26 protein-coding genes are annotated in these 26825 nt (G+C 55.4%); 2 read left to right on the forward strand and 24 right to left on the reverse strand.

Translation table 11 applies throughout. The features are described from left to right. Positions 1-18 precede the first annotated feature (18 nt). From KQI65_14530 to KQI65_14560, 7 genes are all read right to left on the reverse strand, one after another. Entirely contained in the window at positions 19-1080 is a 1062-nt protein-coding gene (locus tag KQI65_14530; protein MCB2205954.1) for an efflux RND transporter periplasmic adaptor subunit, read from the reverse strand. 36 nt (positions 1081-1116) lie between these two features. Beyond that, positions 1117-2460, reverse strand: a complete 1344-nt coding sequence (locus KQI65_14535) for a TolC family protein (GenBank protein ID MCB2205955.1) — start codon at positions 2458-2460, stop codon at positions 1117-1119. Between the two features lie 32 nt (positions 2461-2492). Further along, positions 2493-3197: a TetR/AcrR family transcriptional regulator gene (locus KQI65_14540; GenBank protein ID MCB2205956.1), complete on the reverse strand. Its 705-nt coding sequence runs from the start codon at positions 3195-3197 to the stop codon at positions 2493-2495. Positions 3198-3462: 265 nt separating this feature from the next. Beyond that, positions 3463-4260 carry a hypothetical protein gene (locus KQI65_14545; protein MCB2205957.1) on the reverse strand — a complete coding sequence of 266 codons (798 nt, stop codon included), beginning with the start codon at positions 4258-4260 and terminating at the stop codon, positions 3463-3465. 79 nt (positions 4261-4339) lie between these two features. Then, positions 4340-5449, reverse strand: a complete 1110-nt coding sequence (locus KQI65_14550; protein MCB2205958.1) for a hypothetical protein — start codon at positions 5447-5449, stop codon at positions 4340-4342. Next, on the reverse strand, positions 5446-6228 hold the full coding sequence (locus tag KQI65_14555) for an enoyl-CoA hydratase/isomerase family protein (GenBank protein MCB2205959.1): 783 nt from the start codon (positions 6226-6228) through the stop codon (positions 5446-5448). The genes KQI65_14550 and KQI65_14555 overlap by 4 nt, the downstream gene beginning before the upstream one ends. A gap of 110 nt (positions 6229-6338) precedes the next feature. After that, complete coding sequence (locus KQI65_14560) at positions 6339-7115, reverse strand: hypothetical protein (GenBank protein ID MCB2205960.1); 777 nt, start codon at positions 7113-7115, stop codon at positions 6339-6341. 102 nt (positions 7116-7217) lie between these two features. Here KQI65_14560 and KQI65_14565 point away from each other — a divergent pair, with 102 nt between their 5' ends. Further along, complete coding sequence (locus KQI65_14565; protein MCB2205961.1) at positions 7218-8150, forward strand: DUF4835 family protein; 933 nt, start codon at positions 7218-7220, stop codon at positions 8148-8150. 127 nt (positions 8151-8277) lie between these two features. Here the strand turns inward: KQI65_14565 and KQI65_14570 are convergent, their stop codons facing one another. Continuing rightward, the gene (locus tag KQI65_14570; protein ID MCB2205962.1) at positions 8278-9255 is read right to left on the reverse strand and encodes an asparaginase; all 978 of its coding nucleotides are present in this window, start codon (positions 9253-9255) and stop codon (positions 8278-8280) included. Continuing rightward, positions 9252-9716 (reverse strand): hypothetical protein, encoded by a 465-nt coding sequence (locus KQI65_14575; GenBank protein MCB2205963.1) that lies wholly within the window; start codon positions 9714-9716, stop codon positions 9252-9254. The genes KQI65_14570 and KQI65_14575 overlap by 4 nt, the downstream gene beginning before the upstream one ends. A 101-nt stretch (positions 9717-9817) precedes the next feature. Here KQI65_14575 and KQI65_14580 point away from each other — a divergent pair, with 101 nt between their 5' ends. Further along, a complete protein-coding gene (locus tag KQI65_14580) occupies positions 9818-10276 on the forward strand; it encodes a Spy/CpxP family protein refolding chaperone (protein ID MCB2205964.1) in 459 nt (152 codons plus the stop codon). A gap of 109 nt (positions 10277-10385) precedes the next feature. Here KQI65_14580 and KQI65_14585 read toward each other — a convergent pair whose 3' ends face one another. The 15 genes from KQI65_14585 to KQI65_14655 form a co-directional block, all read right to left on the reverse strand. Then, entirely contained in the window at positions 10386-11399 is a 1014-nt protein-coding gene (locus KQI65_14585; protein ID MCB2205965.1) for a bifunctional oligoribonuclease/PAP phosphatase NrnA, read from the reverse strand. Positions 11400-11401: 2 nt separating this feature from the next. Further along, positions 11402-13150 carry an ABC transporter ATP-binding protein/permease gene (locus KQI65_14590; GenBank protein ID MCB2205966.1) on the reverse strand — a complete coding sequence of 583 codons (1749 nt, stop codon included), beginning with the start codon at positions 13148-13150 and terminating at the stop codon, positions 11402-11404. After that, positions 13147-13911: an HAD family hydrolase gene (locus tag KQI65_14595; GenBank protein MCB2205967.1), complete on the reverse strand. Its 765-nt coding sequence runs from the start codon at positions 13909-13911 to the stop codon at positions 13147-13149. Before KQI65_14595 ends, KQI65_14590 begins: the two co-directional genes overlap by 4 nt. A gap of 84 nt (positions 13912-13995) precedes the next feature. Next, positions 13996-15285, reverse strand: a complete 1290-nt coding sequence (serS, locus tag KQI65_14600) for a serine--tRNA ligase (GenBank protein MCB2205968.1) — start codon at positions 15283-15285, stop codon at positions 13996-13998. Between the two features lie 12 nt (positions 15286-15297). Then, positions 15298-16248 (reverse strand): NAD(P)-dependent oxidoreductase, encoded by a 951-nt coding sequence (locus KQI65_14605; protein ID MCB2205969.1) that lies wholly within the window; start codon positions 16246-16248, stop codon positions 15298-15300. Further along, on the reverse strand, positions 16245-17150 hold the full coding sequence (locus tag KQI65_14610; GenBank protein ID MCB2205970.1) for a carbohydrate kinase family protein: 906 nt from the start codon (positions 17148-17150) through the stop codon (positions 16245-16247). The genes KQI65_14605 and KQI65_14610 overlap by 4 nt, the downstream gene beginning before the upstream one ends. After that, positions 17147-18220 carry an MCE family protein gene (locus tag KQI65_14615; GenBank protein ID MCB2205971.1) on the reverse strand — a complete coding sequence of 358 codons (1074 nt, stop codon included), beginning with the start codon at positions 18218-18220 and terminating at the stop codon, positions 17147-17149. Before KQI65_14615 ends, KQI65_14610 begins: the two co-directional genes overlap by 4 nt. Further along, positions 18217-18960 carry an ATP-binding cassette domain-containing protein gene (locus KQI65_14620; GenBank protein MCB2205972.1) on the reverse strand — a complete coding sequence of 248 codons (744 nt, stop codon included), beginning with the start codon at positions 18958-18960 and terminating at the stop codon, positions 18217-18219. Before KQI65_14620 ends, KQI65_14615 begins: the two co-directional genes overlap by 4 nt. Next, positions 18960-19706 (reverse strand): ABC transporter permease, encoded by a 747-nt coding sequence (locus KQI65_14625; protein MCB2205973.1) that lies wholly within the window; start codon positions 19704-19706, stop codon positions 18960-18962. The genes KQI65_14620 and KQI65_14625 overlap by 1 nt, the downstream gene beginning before the upstream one ends. 127 nt (positions 19707-19833) lie before the next feature. After that, on the reverse strand, positions 19834-20382 hold the full coding sequence (locus KQI65_14630) for an NYN domain-containing protein (GenBank protein ID MCB2205974.1): 549 nt from the start codon (positions 20380-20382) through the stop codon (positions 19834-19836). A gap of 137 nt (positions 20383-20519) precedes the next feature. Next, positions 20520-21632, reverse strand: a complete 1113-nt coding sequence (gene hppD, locus KQI65_14635; protein ID MCB2205975.1) for a 4-hydroxyphenylpyruvate dioxygenase — start codon at positions 21630-21632, stop codon at positions 20520-20522. A gap of 174 nt (positions 21633-21806) precedes the next feature. Then, entirely contained in the window at positions 21807-22595 is a 789-nt protein-coding gene (locus KQI65_14640; protein MCB2205976.1) for a hypothetical protein, read from the reverse strand. A gap of 288 nt (positions 22596-22883) precedes the next feature. After that, a complete protein-coding gene (locus KQI65_14645) occupies positions 22884-23285 on the reverse strand; it encodes a response regulator (protein ID MCB2205977.1) in 402 nt (133 codons plus the stop codon). A gap of 154 nt (positions 23286-23439) precedes the next feature. Further along, positions 23440-24081 (reverse strand): response regulator transcription factor, encoded by a 642-nt coding sequence (locus tag KQI65_14650; GenBank protein MCB2205978.1) that lies wholly within the window; start codon positions 24079-24081, stop codon positions 23440-23442. Between the two features lie 188 nt (positions 24082-24269). Further along, complete coding sequence (locus KQI65_14655; protein MCB2205979.1) at positions 24270-26720, reverse strand: PAS domain S-box protein; 2451 nt, start codon at positions 26718-26720, stop codon at positions 24270-24272. Positions 26721-26825 lie beyond the last annotated feature (105 nt).

Genomic DNA, 26825 nt, shown 5'->3' on the forward strand with positions numbered 1-26825 from the left:
GTTTCGTCTTGACTGAGATCAGTTTTCGACCATTACAGGCTGTCCGTCGGAAACATGCTGCTGCCCGGTGGTGATGAGACGGTCTCCGATGCGGAGTCCGTCGAGTATCAGCACGTTGCCGCGGCTGCTTCCGCCGATTTTGACTTCCCTTTCCACTGCCTTGCCGTCTTGTTCGATGTACACGACAAAGCTGTCCATGTCGTTCTTGATGATATAATCCTCAGGAACCACGATGGAGTTTTCACGCGCGCGGAGACGCACGGTCATGTCCGCAATCATGGAAGGCTTGAGACCGCCTCCGGCGTTGCTGACATGCACTTCGACCGGAATGGTGCGGTTGTCGGTATTGACAGCGGCACCCACAAAAGTGATTTTCCCGTTGAATTCCTTCCCGGCGATTGCATCCACCGTGAAGGTTACCGGGTCACCGGTGCGAAATGCTGACGCATAACGTTCGGGGATACCCGCTTTCAGCTTGATGCTGCTGGTATTAACAACATGTGCGATGGGCATGCCCGGCGCACTCATCTCGCCCTTTTCAACCAGGCGCTGATTGAGCACACCGCTGATCGGACTGCGCACGCTGCAGCGCTGCAGTCTCTCCCGCGCAAGCTCCATTCCGGCCTTCGCAGCATCGCGCTGATACTGCAGCGTCTTCAATTGCAGTTCGGAAATGCCCTGCTCTTCATACACGCGTGCCTGCTTCTCATAGCTGGTCTGTGCAATGTTGTATTGCGCAAGCGCGGCATCATACGCGCTGCGCAGCAGAGCACTGTCGAGCTGCACCAGCACCTGGCCGCTCTGCACATGGGCACCGAGCGGGACACGCCAGTTCAGCACACGGCCGCCTTCGTCTGCAGGAACCATGACATCACCATCGGAAGCGACCGCTCCGGTGATCTCAATGACCTGGGTGAATTCCTGCGGTTCGATTTCGTCGATGCGGATCGAGACCTTCGGGATTTCTTTTTCCCCATCCGAACGGTTGGCGGAGGATGCTTTTTCCTCCCCGCAGGATGAAAGGAACAGAGCACCTGCAAGCAGCATAGCGAGCAGCGGCAGGGTGGGAAATCGTTTCATGGAAATACTCATGATGTATGATGACATTCTATTCTATTACTTACTGTTCATGCTGAGCAGATACTCGAGGTCGGCTTTGGCCACGCTGTAATCATACACTGCCTGGACACGGTTGACGCGTGCCTGCAGCAGGGCGAGGTCGGCATCGTTGACTTCGAGCTGAGTGCCGGAGCCGGACTGGTAGCGCGTGGTCGCGATACGGTATCCCTTTTCCGCCTGCTCCACCGTTTGCGTCTGCGACTCGATGCGGCGATGCGCCTCCTCAAGCCGGTAACGGATGTTCTGTGCATTCGTAATGAGGGCATCCCGCGTTGCGTTGTACTGCTCTTCCGATTTGAGATAATCTACCTGCGCCTGGTTGACGCGCGAGGTGGTCTGCAGTCCGTTGAACAGGTTGACGTTGAGGGTGATGCCAACCTGCGATGTACTCACGAAATCGTTGGTGGATATACGTCCGAGGGCGTCGTTTTCCGCCAGCCATCGGTAATTACCGAAGGCCGAGAGCGTGGGAAGGGATTCTGACCTGTAAATCGTCACCAGCTTTTCGTTGACGCGTGCCTGGTCCTGCAGTGCGCGCAACGAGGCGTTTTTTTCCACCACGAGCGTTTCCGCACGATCCACCATGACATCTTCGGCAGGAATGAACTCCAGCTCGCCTTCAATTTCGATGTCTTCCTGGGGACGCAGTCCGAGCAGCAGTTTGAGTCCGTTCACCGCAAGCGTTACGTTCCGTTCCGACTCGATAACCCTCGGCCGGATATTGTCCGTCTGCACCCGCGCACGGATGAGATCGTACTCTGAAACGATGCCCTGCTCGTTCATCACCTCAACATTGTGGAGATTGTCTTCGGCGTTGGAGAGGCTGGCTTTCATGAGTGTGAGTACATCCTTCGCGAGGAGTACGCCATAAAAGGCCTTTTTCACGTCGGCAATCGTTTTGTTGTAGGTCTCGGTGTACATGTGCTTTGAGGCGTCTTCGTAAATCTTTGCCGTCCCGACACCCGTGAACACGGCCGCGTTGAACAGCACCTGAGACGCTTCAAAACCGAACTGATACGAATTGTCGCTGCCAATCTCGACCGGAATCACTCCGTCTCCCGCATTCGGATCCATGAATCGTGCGGGAAGAAAAAACACCGGTTTTTTCAGCGTACGCGTGTAGGTACCGCCAGCGCTGATTGACGGCAGTGCGGTACCATACGCCTCGCTGACCTGGTACCCGGCCTTGTCCATGTTGAGTCTGGAAATCTCAAGCTCCCTGTTGTTGTCTACCGCCAGGGAGATCGCATCCTCCAGGCGCAGCGTCCGCGGCTGTGCGACGGCAAGAGTAATGCCGAACAGCAGCAGGACACCTGTGGAGAATAATCTGTGCAGTGTCATGCGAAGTCCTGTCTGCATTGATGATGGATGCTTCAACGTTGTGTAAAACAATTATGCCTCTCTCCTTCCCCGTCGCGCGCAAGTATGCCGTGGAAAAATGTTTTCTCTATCAGGCGCACCGCGCGATCTATTTCCTGATCAATCTCGCTTCCTGAGAGCGATATCTCCTGCGATTGCCGCGTGAGTACATCGCCGTGATACATGTGCAGCGAAGATTTGAATACGGAAAAAATTGTGGATAAAAACATCATCGCCACCTGCTGGGGCAGCATCTCGTCTATCTGATCCTCCCGGATCGCCTTCTTTACGGGATCGGAAAGCAGAATCAGCAGATTCGGGAACAGCGTCGCGAGATGCGTGTTGGAATCAATTTTGTGAAATTCGCGCATCACCAGTCCGTAAATGCTGAAATTCGCATACAGCAATTCCAGCAGCTGGCGGGCAAAACTCACGTAACATTTCTGCAGCTCGCAAGATTCTCCGCCACAGGTCCGTGTCGCCACATCGACGAACTCGTCCACCGCATCAGCGATCACTGTTTCAAACAACTCTTCTTTATTCTGAAAGTAGTTGTAAAGCGTGCCCTTGCTGAATTCTGCCCTGTCAGCGATTTCATCCAGTGTCGCTGCGGAAAAACCGCGCAATGCAAACACCTCGCGGGCCGCTTCGACAATCTCCTGCCGCTTGAAAAGACGTTCCCTTTCCTTCCGGCTCAATATTTGCGTTTCATCGTTCATGACTCTCTAACACAATAACAGAACTGTTTAGTTCTCGAAATGAACGCTCAGTCAGTAAAATGACTGATCAGTCACATTTACGCTCAACATGCTGAAATGTTGCAACGGAAACAAGAAAATATTCTGAAGGGGGATTTTTGTGACCAACGACTGGTCGGGAGAGTGGCTCAGGCCCTGAAACAGAGTGCAACGAAGGGGCTTATCGCATCTATGTGCCTGAATATTAAGAACCTGGGTGCCGCCATGGGTGGCGGCTGATGGAATACTACCAGGTGAACACGAGCTGCATGCCATCGATGCGTCCGGCATAGCTCGTCATACGTGCATGCATGCCGGGAAGTTGCGACAGCCGTTCGGTCAATGAAGCGTTATAGGAATTCACTGCCGTGGCTGCCTGGATGGCACTCCAGATGCGATTGGCGATCATGCCGAGGACGAAGTAGGTAACCCCATTGTGCAGTTCATCGGCAAAAATGCGCTGGTCCTTATAATCGAGCCTGTTGTCCTTGCTGTCCCAGTTCCAGCGCCACTCCTGTTCATCGGGATACACCTCATCGAGACGGCGTTCAATAAGCATCTGGTTATTGTACGCGTACAGATCCTGGTAATTCTCGATATCCACGAAGAAGTTATCGTCTTTCCCCGCTGTCTGGATTCCCGCATGCTGAATTGCATACAGGCGGGCATCATCCTCCACCCAGTTTCCATAGCTGTTCACTCCGACGAGTCCCAACCAGAGACCCGTCTCAATGATCAGCGGATATTTTCCCTTGTCGAAACGGCCGGCGTAAAGCTCACCCATTCCCGGGAGTACGAGTGAATAGAGTACGCCGATGAATGCGGATTTTCGTTCCGCTGTGCCGACATCTTCCGGCAGCAGCGCCTGTGTTTGCTGAGGAGCGGAGGATGCGAACGCCTGCTCATAGGCAGCGGAAAAGCTCTGCACGCTGCCTGGATGTGATTCATCCTGCTGTTGTCCAGTCAAGGGCACTGACGGTTGCTGTGCGTGCATGCTGCCGTTGAGGAAAATCATTCCCAGCATGAAACAGACGGCGTATCTCATTGTCATTCCTGATGTTCGGTGCGAAAGCTTCATCGACAATCTACCTGTTCCCTGTTCACTGCACAAGGGCATTTTTCCGTCAATCCCGAACCACCTTGCGCAGCGGGAGAAAGTCGTACCCTTTTTTGCGCAGTCGTTTCATTTCCGCAGTGAGAAAACGCATGATATCGTCACGCAGCTCGATGACACCGATCGAGAATTTTTCACGGATCGAAAGCGCCGCAATGTCATTCATACGCGCGCTCATCACGCTTTCCTGGGATCCGCGATCGATGTACGAAAGCATGGCGCTTTCGAGCTTCCGGTAGGAAAGTCCCTGCATCACCTCATCGACCATACGGGTGTACATTCCGAGCGCACGCTCGGAAGTGACGTAATAGTATCTGCATCCCGGATAGTTTTTCGCGATGTAGCGAAGGTGCGACGAAAGTTCATCGAGGCTCAGATCTTCCGCCAGTTCAAAACGCGATTCGCTTTCGCTGACCGGTTTGAAATGCAGGTGGAGCACCACCTCCTTGTCCTGCTTGCGCAGCTGGGTGTGCAGGGGAATGTTGTCCTTGTCCGGTTCGATGATGCATGCAACCGGCTCCCTGCTCTCGAGATACTGGTCAATTTCACTGTCGGGCGCGTCCGCGATGCCGTCGACGAGGAGAACAATATCCCCGGCCTGCCTCGCAACCTCGGATGTGGGCATGAACAGCAAGGAGTAGCGTACTTTTCCGCGAAAGGTGATGTGCAGGGCTATGCGGCCTTCACGGGCATTCTCCACGGCGAAGGCTCTTCCGCCGTACTGCACGACAACATCCTTGAGATCGAGATTCACCGAAGCCAGCGGAAGATCGTGCGGCACGCGCACAAGCCAGAGATCACGTACATGGCTGCCATCCTCGAGATCGATGCTGCGTTCACGCACCCATTCGGGCTGCATGCCGAAATCGTCGAGCACCTTGCGCACATCCTCTTCGAGATTTTCGACGCTCTGCAGGTCGCGTTGCGTCTGCATGCGCTCGATGTTGGGCTGCACAAGCGTCACATACCTGTCTGCAACGAAAAGCAGTATGATAAGCACAACGAGGAAGCCAGCGATCCAGAGCCGCCGCCGTACACCCCGATTCTGTTCGTCTTCACCGTCAAGCGTGTAGGAAAAATGCTCTTCAGCGTATGACCTGTCTTCGTCCTTTCGGCTCATGCGCCTTTGAAATCCGCTTTCCGCTTCTCGAGAAAGGCCGTTGTTCCTTCCTTGAAATCTTCCGTTCCACAGGCCAGGCCAAAGAGCGCGGCTTCCGTCGCCAGTCCTTCACGCAGGCCCATCTGCGGAACGCAGCGGAGTGCTTCAAGCGAAAGGCGCACGGCCACCTGTCCCTTCGAAGCGATTTTCTTCGCCATGTCCGTCGCAACGTTCAGCGCCTCGCCTGCAGGAACGGTCTTGTTCGCGAGTCCGATGCGCAGGGCTTCCGCTGCGTCGACCATATCCCCGGTGAGAATCAATTCCGCCGCCCTTCCCTGTCCGACAATGCGTGCCAGTCGCTGCGTACCACCATAGCCGGGGATGACAGCAAGATTGACCTCGGGCTGACCGAATTTTGCGTTTTCCGAAGCGATGCGAATATGGCAGGCAAGCGACAGCTCACAACCACCACCGAGCGCAAAGCCGTTCACCGCGGCAATGACGGGTTTGGAAGACTGCTCAATCGTGTTGAACACATCCTGACCAAAAAGCGCAAACTGCTGTCCGCGCACGGCATCCTGGGCAGAGAGTTCCTTGATGTCGGCACCTGCGACGAAGGCCTTTTCCCCGGCCCCGGTGAGGATGATAACATCGACCGCGTCACTTGCATTTGCGGCAAGAACCGCCTGCTTGAGTTCGGTGAGAGTTTCGTAGTTGAGGGCGTTCAGCTTGTCAGGCCTGTTGATGGTGATCACAGCGATGCGCTGCTCTTCGGTGTAAAGCAGGTTGTTGAATTCCATGCCTCGATACTCCGTTCTGATGTTGCGTGCGCTCAATTCCACTGTGCAGTCCCGCGCGGGATTCATCCTTTGCGGAATACACACTGGCGTAAACAGAAAGATACAAGCACTCAGGGACGAAATCCAATGCCCGCGGTGTGCGTCCATCCCAGGTCGGGATGCGCAGAGACGGCATAGCCGATTTCCCACTGTCCCCATTGCACCCCGGCTCCACCGGATGCGATTCCGGGGATGGTGGATGCGCCCGCGCGCAGGGAAAGGATATCGAGCAACCGGTATTCCACCCCGAGCACGAACACGGCCGGGAAGCGGCTCTGCTTGACAAAATCACAGGCCACACGGAACGCCCCCTGCTCCAGGGCGGTACCAAGCTTCATCGTTATCGGAAGACGCTCTTCTTTCGCAAATGGAAGTTGTGCCACATTCTCCGCAACCGCCCCGCAGGAAAGTTGTTCCGACAGCTTCATGCGCACGCCTATATCGATTCCGACGGCGTAGCCACTGCCGTAGCGCAGCATGGATACGTGCGTGTACCGTATCGTGCTCCCGCCCGCAAGTTTTTCACCGAGAGCAATTCCCCCACCCACCGACAGCTGCATCTCCCGATAGGCTTGGAAACCGAAATGCTGGAGCGCCGCGCGCATGCCGCTCGCGGTCCATCGCCGGGTATACGCACAGCCGGCGCTGCCAAGCTCCGGCAAGCCGAATCTGGCAGGAACCCAGTGCGCTTCGAGACTCGTCAATGCCGCGGTCAGCAGAGCGGGATTGAGTGTGTGATTGCCTTGCAGCGCACACCCGCTGCCCGCCATGGCCGCCGTGCGTGGCGTCTGCGGGAAGACATCACCACCGCGCAGTACATCGGGATTCTTCAGGGTGGAACTGTGCACAACCCCTCCACAGGGAATGCACATCAGCAGAAGAAGCAGCAGAAATTGTCCCGCATACAGTGCCTTGCCGACCCTGCGTGATTTTTCTATCTTGGGTGTAATATGCTTGTCACAGTTACACCGAAAGTGTCCATGCGTCGCATACTTCTCGCAATTTTCCTCCTGTCCACCCTCACCGGCACACTGTCCGCCCAGGAGATTGACCTGATGACGGAAGTCACCATGGATGCACTGACGCCGTCGCAGAAAACCTATCTCGCAAAATTTGAAGAGAAGGTCAAGGACTACGTCAACATGCACCGGTGGACGGACGTGGAGTTCTATGGCGACCAGATCCCGGTGCGCATGAGCATCAATTTCCTTTCTGGAACCGACGCCGGCGAGTTCACCGCACAGGTCGTGGTAGACGGACAGCGCCGCCTCTGGAAGGACGGCAGACCACTGCAGATGACTTCGCTCATGTTTCGAATCATGGACAGCAAGTGGGCCTTCTCCTACCAGCAGGGACAACCTTTCGTCCACGATGAATATCAGTACAACGACATCACCAGTCTCCTCGACTTCTACATGTACATTGCGCTGGGACTCGATTTCGACAGCTATGAACCGCTTGCGGGCTCGCCGTACTATCAGAAAGCGCTCACCATCGCACAGCGCTCGCAGAGTTCGCGCAACGCCGGGGAATGGCAGGGACAGTCGAATCAGTACAGCCGCATGAACTTTCTCAACGAACTGCTGAACGCGCAGTACGAACGCTTTCGCGAAGCGCTTTACTGGTACTACTATGAAGGACTCGATTTCCTCGAAACCGAACCGGAGTTTGCACGGCGTGCCATCGCCAAGGCACTGGAAAAAATCGGGGATCTGCTTTCGCGCACCGGATCGCGCTCCCTGGTGCTGACGATGTGGCTCGAAGCCAAGGCCAATGAGTTCTGTGCCAAACTCGAAGGGTATCCCGATCGTGCAAAGGTCATGAAGCTCATGATGCAGGTCGATCCCGCCCGGCAGCAGATCTACCAGAAGTGTTCGTTCTGACATAATATTCTCCCTATAAATGTTTTTGCGCCTGCGGCGCGGTGTTGCGCCTGCGGCGCGGTGTTGCGCCTGCGGCGCGGAGCGTTTTTCTGTACAGTCAGCCTCCCTATAGCTGGTTCAGATTGTCTCAGCTGCCTTCGAACATGCGGCGGAGCTTACTGTGGTCTGAGGTGACGGCGAGGGACAGCATGAGTTTGATGCGTGCTTTCTGTCCGTTGAGGTAGCGGGCAAAAATGACACCGGCGTTATGGAGATTACGGCCCGCGCCGTAGTAGCCGTAGACTTCGTCGGTGCTGCCACGGGGACAACGGGAAACGAGCACAACGGGAATGTCATTCCTGAGTACTTCGAGTATACCATCATATGCCTCGGGCGGCACGTTGCCTGTTCCCATGGCTTCGACCACCAGTCCCTTTACCCCTGTCTCGATACAGGCAGTGAATGGCAGGGCATCCATCCCGGCATAGCATTTGATTAGGTGCACGGGTTCGATCGGAGGGTGCATGCCCACGTGATCGTGTATAAATGGCTGACGGAGAAACACGGCGCGTCCTTCAAAAATGCGGCCAATGGGACCGAAGTCGAAACTCATGAACGTGTCGCGCTGCAGTGTATGCGTCTTCGTCACCTCACTCGCTGCATTGATTTCCCCGTTGAGGCAGGTGAGGACGCCAAGACCCTGGAACTGACCACTGAGCACCGTAAGCATGGCGTCGCGAATGTTTCGTGGTCCATCCCAATCCGGGTCTTCCGAATGATGCATTGCGCCGATGAGGATCACAGGCTTCTCGGTGCGCAGGGCGAGATCGAGGAAATAGGCGGTTTCCTCCAGCGTGTCAGTTCCATGCGTGATGATCACACCGGCGATCTCCTCCCTCTGCGCTTCCTCTGCGGCCAGGCGAGCGATGTCGAGCATCATTGCGGGAGTGACATGGGGACCGGGATATTTCCCGAATTCGCGGTAGCGAATCTCGGCAAGATCAGCGACATCATCCAGACGTGCGAGGATCTGATCACCGGATAGCGATGGTACTGCACCACCGGTTTCGGGGTCGATTGTCATTGATATCGTTCCGCCGGTGAAGATCATGGATACATGTTTCACGGATAGCTCCTGTCTACGCGGCGCAGCTGCGCCATAGGTGATTCAATCTGCAGCGCGGCAAAAAGTGCGAACGGCCATGCCTCGCTTGAAACACGGAGGGACACGCTTCCGGCACGCCCTGTCGATCGCAGCGTCCAACACACGCTGTCTGCATCCGCTTCGAGTGTGACGAGTTCGCTTCCCTGCATCAGCTCCACTGTGCATGGCGTCGTGGAGAACGGCACTTCTCCTCCCAGGCGGTTGATGGCGAGGAGATGCAGCGTCGCAGCTTCTCCTTCGACAGCATATAAATGCGACGGAGTGATTTCCACATCGTATCGCATTGCCGTCAGTATGGAGCTGTAGCTGAACAGTCCGGCAGCCACCATAAACAGCAGGGCGCCGAGCAGCAGTGCCGGACGCAGGCTGCGTGTGTTCTCCGTACCAGGCGGTATGGGTGTCTGTCTCGTTTTACTCACCATGCTTGAAGCTCCCTTCGGGGATGCGTTAAACCCTCGCGCTCCCCAGGCCGTCTAAAAAGCGAAACTACAGTGGACACTATCAACGCGCAAGGAAAAACGTCATGAAACACAAAATCATTATCCCTCTCCTCATTGTCCTGTTCGCGAGTCCCGTACTCGCGCAACCTGAAGACCGTCCCCCCGAACTCATGCGCAAGCAGCTCAAGGAGCTCAACCTCAGTCCCGAACAGCGTGACGCCATGCGTGAACTGCGCAGCAGCACGCAGAAGGACATGATCGACATCCGGGCATCCATGCGCAAAATCCGCGTCGACCTCGACGACATGCGCAAGGCTGAATCCCCCGACCGTGCGCAATTCGAAAAACTGAACCGCCAGCTGGCTGATCTCCGCGTCCGTCAGGCAATGCTTCGCTTCGATGCCCATCAGAAGATGATGGAGCAGCTCACGCCGGAACAGAAGGAGAAATTCAACGATATGATGGACGGCATGCGCATGAACATGAAAGACCGGATGCGGGGGAAAATGAAAGAGCATCGTGGTCACGGACCACGACGGTAATCTCTCCTGTGCCTCACCATGACATAAACGCAGCACTCTGTCACTGATGGCGAACCTCCTTCACCCATGCTGCATACGCCCGCACTCCCTCCGTTGTGCGGGCGTTTTATTATGGCGTACTATCGTCGGAAAGCGCGTTGCTGAATACCGTCTCGATGCGCTTCCGCAGCTCCGCCACCTCTCCGCCCCTGACGCGGGCTCCGCTCGCGAAACGGTGTCCCCCGCCGCCGAACTGTTCCGCAATATCGTTCACGGTGATGCTGCCGCGCGAACGGAAACTGATTTTACAGCCATCTTCGACTTCCGTGATGAGCGCCGTGAGCTGCACACCTCGAATGCCGAGTCCGTAATTCACCATGTTTTCCACATCGTTGAGCGTCGTGGAAGTTTCCTCGAGCATAGCCCGGGTCACGGCAAAAATCGTCGCCTTTCCGTCACAGCATGGTTCGATACCTGAAAGCACACGTCCCAGCAGTTGCGTCCTGCCTATGGGAAAGTCGTCGTAAATGAGCCGATGCACGCGCGTGGGATCAACGCCCTGCTCGAGCAGCGAAGCGGTGAGACGATGCACCCGGGGTGTCGTGCGATCAAAACGAAACGAACCGGTATCCGTCATGATGCCGACGTACAGTCCGAGAGCGATCTCATACGTCAGCGCACCGTCTGCCGCAACGACGAGATCATGAATAATCTCCGCAGTGGAACTGGCTTCAATCACACTCAGGTATTCGGAAGCGAATGCATGCGGATGCATGTGATGATCGATGACGACACGCGTCGCGCTGCTCGCGATGAGTGCTTCCTCCATATCTCCCACACGCGAGGGATGGTTGAAGTCCAGCGCTGCAACGACATCGGCTTCTGCCAGCAGATTGGCATGGATATCCGCTTCCCATGTCTCGAAAACACCACCTTCATTGAGGAAGGCGAGGTTTTCAGGGACGGGATCACAGTTGACGATGCGGCAGTCCACGCCACGCGATTTGAGAAACTGCAGCAGCGCGAGTTCACTGCCAAGCGCATCGCCGTCAGGATTGCTGTGCGTGGTCAGTATCACGGTGCGCGCCTGCAGAAGTATTTCACTCATGCGGCGATGATCAACGATGCGAATCCCCTGTTTCATATTTATTCCATCTCCTGGAGTTCTTCAGCCAGCAGCTGCTTCTGATACAGATCTGCGTACATGCCGTCACCGCGGACGAGTTCATCGTGGGTACCGGATTCATGAATTTTCCCGTCATGGAGTACGATGATGTGATCGGCCTGCTTGACCGTCGAGATACGGTGACTGATAAGAATGCTTGTGCGTTCGGCCATGACATCACGCAGCCGCTGCAGAATGTCCTCTTCCGTATGCGTATCCACCGCGGAAAGCGCATCGTCGAGTATGAGGATGGAGGGACGGCGCATGACGGCGCGCGCGAGACTGACGCGCTGTTTCTGTCCCCCGCTCAGCGTGATCCCGCGCTCACCGAGTATGGTCTCATACCGCTCCGGAAAATCCACGATATCTTTGTCCACCTGCGCAATCTCCGCCGCCCACATGATGTCTTCCTCCTTCGGATGCTCGACACCATAGGCGATGTTGTTGCGCAGCGTATCAGAAAACAGGAAGGTTTCCTGTGTGACGTAGGCGATGCTGCTGCGCAGTGTCCCGACAGGAATCCGCTCGATCTCATGTCCGTCGATCGTGACAGTCCCTTCCGTCGCATCGAATATTCTCGGGATCAGATTCACGAGCGTACTTTTCCCCGATCCTGTCGTCCCGATAATGCCGAGTGTGCTGCCGGCGGGCACATGCAGGTCAATGCTGTGCAGCACTTCGGGAAGCTGCTCTTCGTAACGGAAGGTGACGCCGCTGAAGCGCACATCGCCTTTCAGACTGGTAATCGATGCATCGGTGTGTTCGTCATCGGCGATATCCGGTTCCGACTCCAGGATGCGATCGATGCGCTTCATCGAGGCGGAAGCACGCTGTATGAGGTTGACCACCCACCCGATTGCGGCCATCGGCCAGATCAGCATGCCGAGATAAATGATGAACTGCGTAAGCTCCCCGAGAGAGAGTTTATTCTGAATGACCTCGCGTCCCCCGAGATAGATAATCAGGATGGCGGATACGCCGACGAGCATGGCGATCATGGGCATGAACAGCGACTGCACACGGATCATGCGCATATTCCGCTGGCGATACTCCTCACTCATCTCGTGGAAAATCCCGGCCTCATACTTTTCACGCAGATAGGCCTTCACGACCCGTATTCCTGAAATGCTTTCCTGGATGCGTCCCGTCATGAAGCCGTAATGCTGCTGAATGTCTTCGTAGCGCTTGTGTATCATCGTCCCGAGCCGGTTGACGGCGTAGCTCAGGAACGGAAGCGGCAGCAGCGCATACAGTGTGAGCAGCGGATGGATGCTGATCATCATGCCGACGATGATGATGAAATTGAAGACGGTGTTGGACGAGTACATGACGGCGGGACCGACGAACATGCGCACCGCGGCGATATCGTTGGTGGCATGCGCCATGATGTCGCCCGTCGTCATCGTGGAAAAAAATCGCTGTGACAACCGTTCGACATGCCGCAGAAAGTCGTTCCGCAAATCGTACTCGATGCGACGCGACATGACAATGATTGTCTGCCGCGTGAGATAGAGAAACAGACCACTGAGCAGCGATACGGCAACGATCAGAAGCGCGTAGCGAAACAGGCTGCCGGCAGTCAGGGCGTTCGACAGGCTGTCGATGGCATCGCGTATGATGATGGGTGCGATCACGGCAAAAACCGTGGAGAGAAAAATGAAGAACACCCCCCACGCGAGTGTGCGCCTGTAGGGACGGAAATAGGGAAAGAGCTTTCGCAGAGCGTTCATCGTGTTTCCAATCGCTGATCGGTATCGAAGTCTGACAGTATGCGCGGGATTTCCGCCCAGTGATGCGCAACCGCATCCGCCGCGGTCCGGTCTTCCCCGTTTTCATGGTAGTAACGGCCGCTCTCATCACCGCGGAACAGCACCGCCCGCATCCCCAGTGCCTTCGCACCTGCAATGTCCGTGCGCTCGATGTCACCGATATGCGCAGACGCTGCAGGGTTTGCATCGAGCGCGGACAGCGCGCGTTGAAATATTTTTCTGTGGGGCTTGGACACCCCGACTTCATCGGAATACGCGAGGAAGGTAAAGTGCTTTGCGATACCATGCGCTTCGAGCACCTTCCGCAGCACACGTCCCGGGGAGTATGCCGTGTCGGAAATCACAGCCAGCCGGTATCGCGATGCCAGCGCGGCGATACCCTCTGCCGCCCCGGGGAGCAGCGATGGCATGCCGGCAAGGATGCTGTCCTCGAAACTGCGCACGGCACGCGCGTGCACCTCGCCGGGAACGTCAATGCCGAGATGCTTCCAGATGACATTCAGGCTTTCGGAAGCGGACGGTGTGCGCTGTTCCCCCTGCCAGACATGCTCGAATGCAGCGTAGGAGACGCGAAAAGCCTCCTCGACCTGCGCTTCATTCCACGGGAGTCCACTTGCTTCGTAGACCTCCTTCATGGCGTCGTGACGAACCGCACGACGGGAGGCCCCGTTGCGCGAATCCACGATAGTATTCCAGAAATCGATGGTTACTGCCTGTATCATGCTGTCTTTCTAACAACGGAATGATAATAAAAGCTCCTCGATCAGCACGTGAAAGAGGAGCCGGAAATCGAATCGCGCGAGGAACTACCCGATCATCGTGAAACCCGTATATGGCTGCAGCACTTTCGGCACAATGATTTTTCCTTCAGGAGTCTGGTAATTCTCGAGAATGGCGACCATCAACCTGGATGTCGCAAGTCCCGAACCGTTGAGCGTGTGTACGAATTCAGGTTTGCTCTTCGGTCCATCAGGACGCCAGCGAATATTTGCCCGCCGCGCCTGGAAATCTTCAAAATTGCTGCAGGAGGACGCTTCAAGCCAGGTTTTTTCCGCAGGCGACCACACTTCGAGGTCATAGGTCTTCGCCGACGAAAAGGAGCTGTCGCCGGTGCAGAGAAGAAGCACGCGGTAGGGAATTTCCAGCAGATGCAGGATACGTTCCACATCCGCAACCAGCGACTCGAGTTCGTCATACGACTCTTCGGGGCGCGCAAACTTGACCAGCTCGACCTTGTTGAACTGATGCACGCGCAGGAAACCCTTGGTCTGTTTTCCATAGGAACCCGCTTCCCTGCGGAAGCAGGCGGAATAGCCGCAGAAACGCGACGGCACTGCTTCACTGTCGAGGATTTCGTCACGGTACATGTTCGTGATGGGGACCTCAGCGGTTGGAATCAGGTAGAGATCGTCATCCGCGCAGCGGTACATGTCCTCACTCATCTTGGGCAGCTGTCCTGTACCGTACATGCTGGCTTCGTTGACGAGAAACGGCGGGAAGACCTCGCGGTAGCCATGATCGCGGAGATGCACGTCGATCATGAAATTGATCAGGGCACGTTCGAGCGTGGCACCCTCACCGGTATAGAGCGCGAAACCGCTGCCGCTGAGTTTCGCACCGCGGTCGAAGTCAAGAATATGGTGTTTCTTTCCAAGTTCGATGTGGTCAAGCACGTCGACCTCAGCCTCTTCCGTGAGGCCGATCGCCTGTTCGGGCACCCAGGAGCGGATCTCGGCATTGTCGCTTTCACTCGTGCCGACCGGCACACTTTCATGGCAGAGGTTGGGCAGCATGAGCAGTGCTTCGCGCATGCGTCCGTCAACATCTCGCAGTTCCTCGTCCATACTTTTGATGGTATCGGAAACCCCTTTCATCTCCGCAATCTTGTCGTCCGCATCCTGTTTTTCCTTCTTCAGGCGCGCGATCTCCTGCGAAACCACATTGCGGGTATTTTTGAGCTGTTCCACTTCGGCAATGATTTCGCGGCGCCGTGCATCGAGTGCGAGCACGGCATCGACATCACCCTTTTCATTTTTGTTCGCAATGCCCTGCCTGACGAGGTCGGGCTGTTCACGGATACGCTTGATATCCAGCATCGTGGACTGTCCTTATTTAGATGAAAGAAATCTGCTGTCGGAAAGGAGATCCGTATGTGTGGCGCCTTCCCGGAACTGCTGCTGCAGCCGGGTAAGTCCCAGCTGCACGTCGCTGAGCCGGAAGTCGCATTCAGACTCGAACTTCAGCGTGATAAAAGTACTGTCTGGAGGTCTGTTCGCCGGCTGACCAATCTCCTGTGACGTCGTCGGTGATACCAGCGACCTGTCGAAGGAGAAAATGTCGGCAATTTTTTGTGCAAATGAAAAACGATCGATGGATTCAGGCCCTGAAACGTGGTACACGCCCTGGCATCTTTTCTCGATGAGCTTCAGGATGCCGAATGCAAGATCGTCGGCCAGGGTCGGATTCCCACGCTGGTCATCGACAACACGGAACGGCAGTCCCTTCTCAAACTGTGAGAGCACCCAGGTCACAAAATTGGGCCTCGTCTCATAGCCCGTACCGTACAACACCTGTGTGCGCACGATAACCCCCTCGACCGGAGAAGATTTCACGGCGTTCTCCGCCGCCAGCTTGGATCTGCCGTAGTAGCTGACAGGCTGGGGACGCGAGCTTTCCGAATACGGAGCATGCCGGCCATCGAACACATAATCGCTGGAGAGCTGCACCAGTCGGCAGCCATCGATGCGACGTGCGGGGATGAGCAGGTTTTTCACCCCGTCGACATTCAGCTGCCACGAACCCCGGCGGTCTTCTTCACAGCCATCGACGTTGGTCATGGCGGCGGTATTGATGATGACGTCGGGACGGAAGGAGGAGACCAGGCTCTTGACGTCACCGAGACGGGTGATGTCGAGCTGCTGGTAATCGAAACGATCATGCAGGAAAAATGTTTTCGGCGCGAGATCGGTGAGCAGCAGCTCGTCGTCCGTTTCCCTGCCGAACATCAGCGCAAGCTTCTGTCCGAGCAATCCATGCGCGCCTGTAATCAGTATTCTCATCGTGTCATCTCTCCGAGTGCGTCATGCAGCGCTTCGAGTCCGACAGACCCCTTGATACCTACGACATACGAGGCCGCACGGGCAGCGCGCGCCGCGGCATCGGCAAGATCACTGCCACGTGCCAGTTCCATCCCGAGTGTTGCACCGAAGGCATCGCCACAGCCGGTCGGATCCACCGTCCGCGCTGCGGGCACGACAGGAACATGAAGGCAGTCACCGTTGCGCGAAAACACCTCCGCCCCGTTTTCTCCGCGGGTGAGCACAAAATGCCTGCATCCGCTTTCTTCGAGCAGCCGTTGCATGTACTCCGGCGTGGCGGATGCGCCCCCGGTGAGTGCATCGAACTCGCGCGCGTTGCACTGCACGACATCACCCGCGGCAAGCCATTGTTTCCATCGCTCTTCGGAGGCGGGCTCTCTGCTGCCGTCAGCATGCACCCTGTATGCAATCATGTGGAGATCGATATACACGAGGCGACCGCTTCCACGCAGCAGCGATGCATGCTCGAGCAGGATATCATCTCCGGTCATGAGGTTGAGGTACACAAGCTGTGCATCCCCGAGTATGGGGGAAAAGCGTTCGGGTGGAATGGGCGAGAGACTGCGGACGAGCTGCGTATTGTACTGCTGTTCCGCTTCGTGGAACAGTCGCACGCGCGTGGTATCCTGCGGCACTTCCCAGCAATGGTCGAAGGAAACGCATGGGAACCTGGAAGCGAGGTCCTGCAGCGTTGGTCTGCCGTCAGCGCCGAACGGAAATACAGGCAGAATGCTGTCTTGCTCACCAGCCAGGGCGTTGAATGCACCGAGGGGAAAAGTTATGCCTCCGGCTGCATGCCAGATGCTGCCGTCCAACGCATGGATTTCATCCAGTACGAGATGTCCGAGCAGCAGCGTGGTCATCGTCCGGGTCCCTGTTTCCCCTGCTGCATGCGCTGTTCACGCTGTCGCAACTGTTTTTCACGTTCGTTGAGCTCACGCAGTTTCTGATTGACCATGCGCAGCTTGTGCTGATAGGCGGACATCGGAGGATCTTCCTCTTCGAAATTATCACCTGCGAAAACGCGGCCGAACAGCCAGTGTTCACGCATGGCATGCAAACTGTTCGCAGCCTGGTTTGCGGCATCCGCTGCTTCATACCCAACGTCGTTCAGGGTGGTCAGAAGCGTAACGAGCGAGTCATACAGCGCGCGATCCTTCATAAGCGCACCGAGCGTCCCCTGCCCGCTGTTGATATCGTCCATCAGCTCAGCCGCTTCCGCGGTGATCCGGCTGGTACTGCCCATCGCCGTATCGGCTTTCGTGGCGATGCGTTTGAGCGTTTCCGCACTTTCGACGAGTAAATCGGAGAGCTGGTCAAGCCTCGCGTTCGTCTGCTTCAGTCCACTTTCCGTCTCCTCGACAACACCGACAAGACGGCGATAGATCTCATCATCGGTCAAAAGCTTTCCTATTGTCCCGTCACCCTCATTGAGATGAGTGAGCAGGGTGTTCATCTGCACCATGACGAGCTTCGCCGTATCGGTGATGGAAGTCACATTGTCGGCGAGACTGGTCAGCGCAAACGGAGGCACGCCTTCGATAAATCCGTAATCATCAACCGGCTTCGCCTTGTCCGAACCTATATTGAGGTTGATGAACTTGTTCCCGACCAGTCCTTCCTGTTTCACCTCGGCTTTTGAATCCGTCTTGATGAAAGGATGCACATCTTCGCTGACGCGAAGCAGAAGGCGGACGCTGTCGGCTTCCTCGGTCAGGCTGATAGAGGACACTGTTCCGACATTGTATCCGGAGAGCACGACGTACGCGCCGGGTTTCACTCCTTCCGCACTGGAGAAATTCACCTGCACGTAGAAGACGGAGCTGAAGAGCTGGCTCTTGTCTCCGATGTAGAAGATGGCCAGCGTGAAGGAGATCACACCCAGGAAAATGAGAAGACCAACGCGGGCTTTGGACAGATTGGCTTTTTTCATAATGCCACCTGGAAGAATGCACGGGTATACGGATCGGTGGAGGATTTCAGCTCATCGTACGTGCCCTGGTGCTGGAACACGCCGTCATCGAGAATGTAGATGCTGTTTGCGATAATGCGGGCACATTCGAGATCGTGCGTCACGGTAATCGACGTGATGCCGAACTGCTCTTCGAGGCTCAGGATAAGCTCTGAAATTTCGCGTGCGGTAATGGGATCGAGTCCGGCCGTCGGTTCGTCGTAGAGAACGATTTCCGGTCGCTTGATGATCGCCCGGGCCAGTCCGATACGCTTTTTCATCCCCCCGGAAAGTTCCGAGGGCATCTTATCGATGGCGTCTTCGAGTCCGACCAGCCTGAGCTGTTCAAATACGCGATCGGTGATCTCATCCTCATCGGCATCCGTGTGCTTGCGGAGGGGAAACTCCAGGTTCTCGCGCACGGTCAGCGAATCGTACAACGCCGCGTACTGGAACACGTAGCCGATTCTCTTCCGCAGGGTGTTTATCGCACGGGTTTTCATTCCGATGACCTCTTCGCCCATCACGTGAATTGACCCACGTTCGGGCGTGAGAAGTCCGACAATACTTTTGAGCAGGACGCTTTTCCCGATACCACTGCGTCCGAGAATAACGTCGCTCGAACCGTTGCGCACCTGCATGGTGATGCCTTTGAGCACTTCGTGCTCGTCGAACGATTTCCAGACATCCGCAACGTCGATGAGAATTTCGTTGTTCTGCATCAGGCCCCGGTTCCGAGAAAGAGATACGTGAGCTGAATAATAACCATATCGAGAAAGATGATGTTCAATGATGAAAGGACGACGGCAGAGGTGGCCGCGCGTCCGACGCCTTCCGTTCCCCTGCTGGTATTGAATCCCTGATAGGTTCCGATCACACCGATGATATAGCCGAAGGCGATGGTTTTCCCGACGCCCGGGAGCAGGTCGTAGAAGCGGATCGACTGAATAACCTCAGTGAAGTACAGCTGGAAACTGGAGTTGTGATTGAGCCATTCGGCCACATAACCACCGAAAATCGCCAGGAAATCGACGTAGGCGGTGAGCAGCGGCAGGATGATGGCGCAGGCAAGCACACGGGTGACCACGAGATAGTTGTAGGGATCGACCGCGGAAACTTCAAGTGCATCGATCTGCTCAGTCACTTTCATCGAACCGACTTCCGCACCAATACCTGAACTCACCCTTCCGGCAACGATAAGCGCGGTAATGACCGGACCAAGTTCCCGTACGATCGTCAGGGCAATCATGGCCGGAAGAAACCCGCCTGCGCCGAAACGATCGAGAGTGGGACGCGACTGCAGGGCAAGGATGAGTCCCATGATCAGTCCGACAACCGTCAGCAACGGCAGCGATTTCGAACCGAGATCATCGAGATGCTTGCGTACCTGTCCGAATTCATACGGCGGGACAAAGAGATAGCGGAAAAAGCGCAAACCGAACATGGTAATCCTGTACACTTCCTCCATGGAGGACCGTACCCGCTGACGCGTGAATTTCAGATATGAAATGCGAGGTTCTTCCCGTTTCTTGCTCACTGTGTTCTCCAATCTGGAGTATCTTTCAACCTAGGGAATTGGTGTGCTATTTCCAATGTCATTGTCCGGATCCATGTGGCCTTCCGCCTTTCTTGCCACCCGGCTTGCCACCCGGCGTTCCGCCGTCATCATTGTTTTCAGAATCCCGTTCAAACTCACGCATCCAGAAGCGGATTTCATGTTCTGAGACCGCCTGCGTTTTCAGACGCATTTCTACGGTATCCTGCTTTTCCTTTTTCTTTTGCGTAATGAACTCCTGCGCGCCGAGAACTTCCGCTCCGCATGCCAGGGCATGAGCACGGACCTCGTTGTCAGAGCTGATCACCAGGCACATGCGCGGGTGGTGTTCTTTTTCCAGGCTCATGCGAATCCAGGAATCCGCTGTGCGGGTCAACGAGTACACCACCGAAATCCGTGCGCCGCCGCCAATCACATCACCATGTCCGTCGAACACGATGACCGTATGGCCGAGGCTGCGCGCCCTTCGGCGCACGAACTCGACGAAGCCTCTTCGTGCCGCGTCGGCATTCGACTGCATGAGGCGTTCGAGCCGTGAAATCTTTCGGAGAACGTTATAGCCGTCAATATAGGTCTTTTTGTACTCCATATCCTCCAATGAACGCAACTTCACGTTGTCCGTCAAGCGCATATTCATACACCGTGGCGGGATGGTGTTTTATGCCGGTACAAGCAAAAGCCCCCTCCCGGTTCGCGGGAAGGGGCCTGCAAAGTACTCGCGGGGAATCAGAGATTCCCGCGACGCTCCTGTTCGCGTTCGATCGAGACGAACAGCGCCTTGAAGTTGCCCTTGCCGAAGCTTTCGGCACCCTTGCGCTGGATGATTTCGATGAACAGGGTGGGACGATCTTCCACCGGCTTGGTGAAGATCTGAAGCATGTAGCCCTTGTCGTCACGATCGACGAGAATGTTCAGTTCCTTGAGCGGTGCGAGATCTTCATCGATCGGTCCGACACGATCGAGCAGATCGTCGTAATAGGTGTCGGGAATATCGAGGAATTCCACGCCCTGGTCGCGCATGAGGCCGATGGTCTCGACGATGTTGTCGGTTTCGATGGCGATATGCTGCACACCGGGACCGTTGTGATAGACGATGTATTCCTCGATCTGCGATTTCTTCTTGCCTTTCGCGGGCTCGTTGATCGGGAATTTGATCCACTTGTTGTGATTGGAGACGACGGTGGATTTCAGTGCACTGTATTCGGTGGAGATGTCGCCGTCGTCGAAACTGACGAAACGGGAAAAACCGAAGACGTTGAGATAGTAGTCAACCCATTCGTCCATTTGATCCCAGTCGACATTGCCCACGATATGGTCGATATGCTTGAGTCCGACCGGACGCGAGATGTTGTCTTCGGGCGTGGCAATGAAACCGGGCAGAAACGGTCCATTGTAATCCATGCGCTCGATGAAGGTATGCACGGTATCGCCATAGGTCGCGACAGTCGCCACTTTGGCTTTGCCGTGCTCATCTTCGATGATATGCGGTTCGGCGATCGCTTTCGCTCCGCGCTCAACGGTGGTTTTGAAGCAGAATTCCGCATCGCTCGTTTCCAGGGCGATGTCGCGCACACTGTCGCCGTGCTTGGTGAGAAAGGGCCCGATCCCGTCATCGGTCAGCGGTGTCGTCAGGATCAGTGTCACCTTGTCCTGCTGAAGGACGTAAGACACGCGATCGCGAACACCGGTTTCCGGTCCGCGATAGGCCACGAGTGAAAATCCGAACGCCGTGCGGTAATAATAGGCGGATTGCTTGGCGTTACCACTGTAGATCTCAACATGATCGACCGCGCGCAGCGGAAGCAGATCCTGCTTGAGTTCGTGGGATTCTACCTGCATGATTGCTCCATTGTATCTGTTGGTAAATTGAATATCTGTTGGTACAGCAACACGGTCACGGTCCCCCGAAAACACACTGGGACATGGCGCAGCCATGAAAGAACCAATTCCATGCGAGCTGATCAATTAAGATACAAATACTCTGGAAAAATGCCCATCTGAGAGGGGGAGAAATTACTGCACAATGAGGCGGCGGGCCGCGGATCCGCTCGAAGTATGTGCGATGAGCATGTACATGCCGGCTGGCAGTCCCTCCCGGTTCAGTATATACGTATACGCACCTGCCTGCAGCCGGTAACTGACCCGGGTTGCGGATGCGGGAATGTTTCTGTCCTCATACACATAGCTGCTCGGTGTCTGCACAGTTCCCCCACCCGGCACAAAGCCGAGCACTTCCCAGTCGCTGTCCCCCCTGGAAACGGGGAAACGACGCTGGATTTCAAACCCATGGTTGTTGAGTTCCGTCGCGGTTCTCCACTGCAGCGTAATACCGGCATCCTTCCGGTACGCGGAAAAATGCGTGAGTTCCACCGGCGTCACGCCGACGTGACCCGTGTACACAGCTACCGAGCCCAGGGTAACGAAACTCCCGCCGCCGCCATCGAGTAATCTGCCGATGGTGACATCTCCCGGAGTTGCGCTCCAGGCCAGATCGCGATTTTTATTCCCCCAATTTGTCCCTTGCCTCACTCCATTGATACTTACCCAGCCCTCACCGCTCGCCGCATCGTAGCCGCATTGCAGCAGGTCGAACGCACCGGATATGCCCTGCGGCAGGCTTATGGGACCAATACTGCGCGTTCTCGTCTGCACGGCATTGTGCTGCACCTCATAGGTAAACACCAGCGCACCGCCGGTGATCTCGATACTGATTCCATCGTGCTCGTAGAGATACGCGGTACTCTCGTTGCGGGCGTACTCAATGTGAATGTCGATGCTCGCATACATCAACAGGGTATGCATGTGCTATCACCACGCTTAATACTATCACCGCCCCCAATGTAATGTGGGCGGCACATGCGCACCAGTTAATAAGATGTAAGTCAGGGAGTTGTAATTTTACTGAACGATAATCGTACGGTAAAATAATAAACAAAATAAACCCGTCTCTGCCTACGGGTCGATAGCGCGGTGATAGGTGGGGCAGAGACGGGATAATGTGAGAGAAAACAGGTATCAGTCAGATTCGGGACAGCGACGTTACATCAGAGGAGAGCGCAATGCAGCGTCCCCGGAATGAACATGCTTCTCTCAGCTTATGGGTACAGGACTTAAGTGCTTGTACTGATGACGGATGGCGGCTTTGGCCTCAACGTTCGTCAGCAGCGAGTCAAGCTCCGATGATTTATCACAAAAACCATGAATATCGAGATTGCTATAGGCGTTGCGGTCAATTTCAGAGAGAAATGCCGAATACACACAGACTTCAGTGCCGGGCGAGTAGTCAGGGACCTTGCGCAGAATTTCGGTTCCATCCGAGGATTTCAGCTGATGTCCGAGAATAAGCACATCGGGCTGCAAATCCAGCAATTTCAGGATGGCATCATCTGCGGAGGAGCAGTAATTCACGGTAGATACACCAGGCATGTTTCGGAACAGTCTTTCCAATCGTTTTCCAACATCAGGCATTTCGTCAGCGATCAGGATTTTCACAATGCCACGGAGAACTTGTTCAACAACGTACAGTGGCAAATGTAACTTCCTCCTGTCTACTACGCTGTAATCAGTAATCCCGATCTTACCCTCCGAATCCCTCATTGACCAGTGATGAAAACCCGTACACCTTGTACGGGAAATGCATACACCGTCAAATTCCTGCATCAACGAGCTTGTGATCAACGGCGTAGCGCACGATATCCGCTGTCGAGTGCAAATTCAGTTTCTGCAGTATGCGTGTTCTGTACGTGCCGACCGTACGAGCGCTGATTGCGAGTACATCGGCGATTTCCTGATTCTTTTTTCCCTGCGCGATGAGCAGCATGACCTGGTATTCCCTGTCCGAGAGCTCATCATGGGGAAAATCCCCACTCTCTCCCTGGAAGGCGGAAAAAAGGTGATCCGCGACCGAGGGAGTGATATACCTTCCTCCGCCGTGAATTCTGCGCACGGCACTGACAAGTTCATCCGTTGCGGAATCCTTGTTCAGATACCCCGCAGCCCCTGCTTTGAGGGAGCGTACGGCGAGTACTTCCTCCGGGTGCATGGTGAGGACCAGGATTCCCATTTCCGGGTACAGGCTTCTCAAATCCTTGATGACATCGAGTCCACTGCGTCCCGGCAGCGAAATGTCCAGCAGAAGAATATCAGCCTTGATCCTCTGCAGCATATCCAATGCTTCTTCCGAACTTCCGGCTTCCCCTGCAATTTCCATGTCATTCTCGAGCGTGAGAATTTTCTTTAATCCCTCACGCACGATTCTGTGGTCATCTACGAGGGCTACTCGAATCATGACTCTCCTCTTCTATGCGAAAGTGCATGCAATTCATGATACGCACTCCCAATTACGCAGGGTCAGTACAAAATAAATACGCAATAAGCGAATAGAATCCTTATTCCTGCGGAATATGTTCATGTACACAGACAGAATACGCATTTTTTCAGCCGTATTCAATTATTGAGGAAAATAAAGTGGTTTTCTTACTCTACATTGATCTCATCCGGATCGACTTCACGCACGATGGGTACGGTCACACGTACCACGGTACCTCCATCGTCCCCGGGAAGCACATCGATATTCCCACCGAGCAATTCCGCACGTTCACGCATACTGATTAGTCCCATGGAACTGCTCTGTTCGCTGTCGCGCGGTGATATTCCCACTCCATCATCCGTGATTTCGAGAAAGATACGCTGTGTCCGCTGCCTGAGGGTGACGGATATTTTCTTCGCATGCGCATGACGGAGAATATTGGTCATCGCTTCCTGCGCGATCCTGTACAGTGCCAGGGCGGCACGGGGATCCAGATTCTCACCGATATCCTCAATGCGATCCGTCAGTTGCAGCTCATTGCGCCTGGAGATGTCATGCGCGTGCTGGCGGAGGGCGTCGGAGAGTCCGAGCTGGTCGAGCATGCCCGGACGCATCTGCCACGCCAGGTGACGTGCCTGGGAAATGAGCTGTTCAACCAGGGAGCCCATGGACTGCATGGCATCCTCTTCCTGTTCCGCTGTTGTTCCTTTCTGATTCCTGAGGCGGCGCAGATAAGAGATGTCAATTTTCAAGGCAGTCAGTGACTGGCCGAGTCCGTCATGAATTTCCCGCGAGAGGATAAGTCTCTCTTCCTCGCGGATTCGGTCGAGGCGTTCGGCAAGTGCGCGCAGTCTGGTGCGGCTCAGCAGGAGTTCCCGTTCAGCCTCTTTCCGCAATGTAATGTCACGCCAGAAACAGAGCACCACAGGCTGATCCTGCAGTTCAATGCGTGTGAGACTCACTTCGATTACTGCTGCCGATTGGTCCTTGCGGAGATGAATCCATTCGAACACCCGCCTGCCGGAGGAAATACTCTCGTGTATCAACCTGGCAGCCTTGCTTGCGGAGGCTTCACCGTCGGGCTGATTCGGCGGGGAGATGTCTTCCGGTCGTTTGCCCACAAGTTCACCGATTTCCATGTCCAGCATTCTCGCGGCCGAAGGATTTGAGCTTACAAATACACCGTCCTGAAGGAGAAGGATTCCATCATTCGCGCGTTCGATGAGGACACGGTAGCGTTCCTCGCTCTCGCGCAATGCCTTTTCTGCAAGTTTCTGGTCCGTGATATCACGTCCGACAGCCTGAATTTCCTTAACGGAATCGTCTCTGCCGAACAGCGCCCGCAGTGACCACCAATGCCAGCGGGGGTTGCCCGATTCATCCGAAATCACGAGCACGCCTTCCCAGGTGGGACGCTCCCTGCCGAGCGATTCAAAAACGGCGGCGGCTTTCTCACGGTTATCATCCGTCAAATGGGCGAAGAGGGATGTACCGATCGTTTCCTCCGTCGTCTGGTTGTGGTATTCGCAGTAATTCTCATTTGCGAACGTCAACGTCCCGTCCACCTTGCAGCGCACGATCCACTCGTTCTGCGCTTCCAGAATGGCGCGGAGGCGCGCCTCGCTCTCTCTGAGCTCCTCTACAGCGCGGGTGCGTTCGGTTACGTCCACGACCATGGAAACAAGGGATTCAAAATTGCCATCCTTGTCGAGAATCGGTGTATTGTACCACTCGGTCACGAGCTTTTTCCCGTCCCGTGTCATGGCTTCCGTGGTCAGGTGTGCGGTCAATTTCCCCCTGAGAAGTGATTCCCGCACCTCTTCGAAATATTCTTTTGATGATTCCAGAAGGATCAATCCGTAGGGTTTGCGTCCATGAACTTCTCCCCTGTCGTAGCCGAACAGCCGTTCCGACATGGGATTGAGATACTGTATGCGGAAATTACTGTCGGAGACAATGTAACCGATCGGCATACGGTCGACGTGCATCTGAAGGCGGGTGAGCAGTTCTTCCCTCTCGCGCTGCAGGTCGATCTGCCGCTGAATGCTGTGCTTGGTGGTAGTGATGTCGCGCAGGTAGAGCGTCATGCCACCGGGAAACGGGTGATAGCGCATCTCCCACCAGAGGCCCTTTTCGTCGAGCAGTTCGCGGGATGCCGGCTTCGCGCCAGTGAGTGCATCCAAGGCGTAAGACTTGATGTCCAGTCCAAATCGGTCGCTAAGCTTCTCCCAGATGTCGTGGTTCGCCGACCAGCCGTCGACCAGACCGAACAGCTCCTCCGCCCGCCGGTTGTGGTACTGCAGCATGAGTTTGGGACTGAGAACGAACAACGCGTCGGGGAAGGAATCAAACACAGACTGAAGCAGAATGTTGACATCACTCAGCGCCCGCTCTTTCCTTCGCTGTTCCCTCATATGCTTGCGCAGGGACAGAAACAGAAGCACACTGGTCACGAACACGAAGAGCCAGCCTTTCAGCGTGCTGATCATCGAGATGGTAGCAGGACTGAACAGGGCGTCGAAAAGCAGCATGTCGGAAAACAGAATCCAGAGCATCGCAACGAGAAAATACAGCAGCGGGACGCGCCATTCTGTCGGCAATGCCGCACGAGACTTCATGAAAAACCTCTCCGGGTACAAGCAGGTGTTCTCATGGAAGTTATGGATTTCATAAAAGAGATTCTATTTTATCTGCATGTGCGACTGGTAAATCATCAATTGAAA

It is taken from the genome of bacterium (assembly GCA_020444325.1).
Lineage (GTDB): Bacteria > Bacteroidota > Ignavibacteria > SZUA-365 > SZUA-365 > BM516.